We start from the raw sequence: 1,653 nt of genomic DNA, 5'->3' as shown, positions 1-1,653 counted from the left end.
TTGGCTAGCTTATGAAACGACGTTTTACTTCACGCAGGCGCCCAAATTTTCGCTAGCAGTGGGCGGGTTTTTCGCGTGGAGAGGCGCGGAGTGGGCTACCGCGATGATAGATAAAGCCGTAGAGAAAAAGATAGAAGGGCTAAACGGCAATAGCTACGACTACGGGGACTACGGCGGAAGCTTTAGGCACGAGGAGCGGGAAGATGACAAATAGCGAGATATTGCAGGCGGTGCAAGGCGGGATTACTTCCGCCGCGAAGTAAAAATAAAGGACAGAAAATGGCAAATTTTAACGAAGCTTTTTTAATTTTAATGAGACTTGAATTCTCTAAGCCTGAGAATGCGCTAGATAGAAACCCAACAGAAAAGGGCTGGACGTTTATGGGGATTTATCAAGCCGCACACCCGCGCTGGGCTGGCTGGGATGAGATACTAGGCACGGTGGCTCTTGGCGGCGACATCAAGAAAATATCCCGTGCGCTATACGCTAGCGAGAATTTGCGTGCGCAGGTGCGAGCATTCTACAAAGAGGCGTATTGGGATCGTATGAGGCTTGACGAAATAGAGAGCCAAATCAAAGCAAACGAGATGTTTATCTTTGGCGTCAATGTCGGCGTAAAGCCTGCCGTGAGAGTTGCGCAGCAGTTGGTAGGCGTAGTGAATGACGGCATAGTCGGCGATCAAACGGTAACGGCGATAAATAGATATGACGAGGAGCGATTTGACAAACAGTTTGACCGGGCGGAGCTTGAATACTACAACAAGCTGATCGAGAAAAATCCGCGGTTAAAAATTTACGCCAATGGCTGGAGAAATAGAGCTTTGGCGGTGTAGTATGAACTTATACTACGACAAAACCTTTATCATAGATAGCGCTTTTACTCTGCAGGCGGCGTACACGGGCGAAAACGGCGAGGAGATAAGATTTAACCCCGAGTACGATGATGTATTCGTTGCTTTTACGAATATCGAAAACGACATCGGGTTTTACGTCACGGGCGTAGGCGCGATCAGAGGTAATGAAATTTTAGTGCGGTGCGGTAGCGAGATATGGCAAAGCGCGCCTGAAGGGTTTTTCAAAAACGACATCAGCGACATATACGGCTACGGCGGAGTTTGGCACGCGTATAGCGTATGGATACGAAACAAGAACGACGACAAATACTGCGTTTTGCGCGGCAAAGCAAAATTAGTAAAAGGAGCAGATATGAGGGCTAATTTGGTGCCTGATTATTGGGCAGTGCGTCCAAACGGCGGCGGCAACGGCGGCAATAACGGGGGAAATAATAATAGCGGCGCTGCGGGCGGCGGTAGCGGCGGAGATGTAAACATATGGGATCATCTAACCGAGCTTGAAAAGATAATCGAGGACTATCTAAACAAAGAGTACACCTTTGATAACGTCAATTTGCGCGATAAGCTCAAAGGCGAAATCAAAGACGTAAAAGAGCTAAAAACCGAAGTCAAGGCGGTAAACGACAAGATACAGGCCATTGTCACTACAAAAGACGTAGCCGTAACTACCGACAACGAAGCCTTAGCACAGGCGATACAACAAATCAACGCGAAATTCGGCGAAATCAACGCCAGCATAAACGAGCTAAAACAAAGCTATGCTAGCAAAGACCAGGCGCTAGCGCAGAAATTTGAGGA

Annotated in this window: 2 protein-coding genes and 1 pseudogene; all 3 read left to right on the top strand. The window is 48.0% G+C overall.

The genetic code is table 11. From position 1 onward, the window contains the following. Positions 1-214 (top strand): annotated as a pseudogene (locus Q0296_RS04825) (hypothetical protein); the annotation flags it as partial. A 65-nt stretch (positions 215-279) separates the two neighbouring features. Continuing rightward, on the top strand, positions 280-834 hold the full coding sequence (locus tag Q0296_RS04820) for a putative peptidoglycan-binding domain-containing protein (RefSeq protein ID WP_298037261.1): 555 nt from the start codon (positions 280-282) through the stop codon (positions 832-834). Between the two features lies 1 nt (position 835). Then, the coding region (locus tag Q0296_RS04815) for a hypothetical protein (protein WP_298037259.1) at positions 836-1,653 on the top strand (818 nt) is incomplete at its 3' end.

Source organism: uncultured Campylobacter sp. (assembly GCF_937890585.1).
Lineage (GTDB): Bacteria > Campylobacterota > Campylobacteria > Campylobacterales > Campylobacteraceae > Campylobacter_A.
Note: the sequence above shows the minus strand (reverse complement) of the source record. Positions and strands in the feature narration are given on the sequence as shown.